Raw genomic sequence first — 683 nt, forward strand, 5'->3', positions numbered from 1 at the left:
CTCCAAATCTACCCCCAAAATCCACCTACAAAACTGCCCCAGATTCCTATCATTTTTACTTCATTATGATAATACATTTTATTTGTGTTTCTTTTATTCACATTTGATTTACTTTTTTCGCCACTTTTTCATCATAGGAATAATTTTTAAGTCTTTTCACAGGATCCAAAAATATAATAACGATTCTTTAAGCGCGTCGCGTCAAAGTTTGAGCGAGAAAAAGGCAAAAGAAGCAGAAATGCTAGAGAAGGCAAAACACCAAGCCAGCGCCAAAATCTCGCCCAAACCACGCGCGCCTCGCTTTAAGAAACTAAAACACCAAACCACAAAGGAACCCAAATGCAAAACAAAAAGACTTTGTCACTATCTATCGTTTTGTCATCCATCTTATCATCTACTTTGGCTATGCCATTGCTAGCGGATGTCAATAATGAAAATATCGGGGGGGGGGGGGCAATGCCTCTTATAATGGCGCCTCTAGCAGCTCCTCTAGCTCCAGCACGCGCAGTATAAACTCTACAGATTCTGCAGAATCTAGCGCGAGCCAAAGCGCAAGCAACACAACCAGCGCCAGCAATGCAACCAGCGCGAGCGCAAGCGACACAAGCGCAAACACCGACACCCCCAAAACCATAGCCGAGACCACGCCAGCCGACAGCACGAGCGGCCAAAACACAAGCGCA

Annotated in this window: 1 protein-coding gene; it reads right to left on the reverse strand. The window is 44.9% G+C overall.

The window, feature by feature from the left end; translation table 11 throughout:
- Positions 1-463: 463 nt before the first annotated feature.
- On the reverse strand, positions 464-683 hold a 220-nt coding region (locus BKN38_RS11345; RefSeq protein ID WP_176754210.1), incomplete at its 5' end, for a hypothetical protein.

Source organism: Helicobacter sp. CLO-3, from assembly GCF_001854545.1.
Classification (GTDB): Bacteria; Campylobacterota; Campylobacteria; order Campylobacterales; family Helicobacteraceae; genus Helicobacter_B.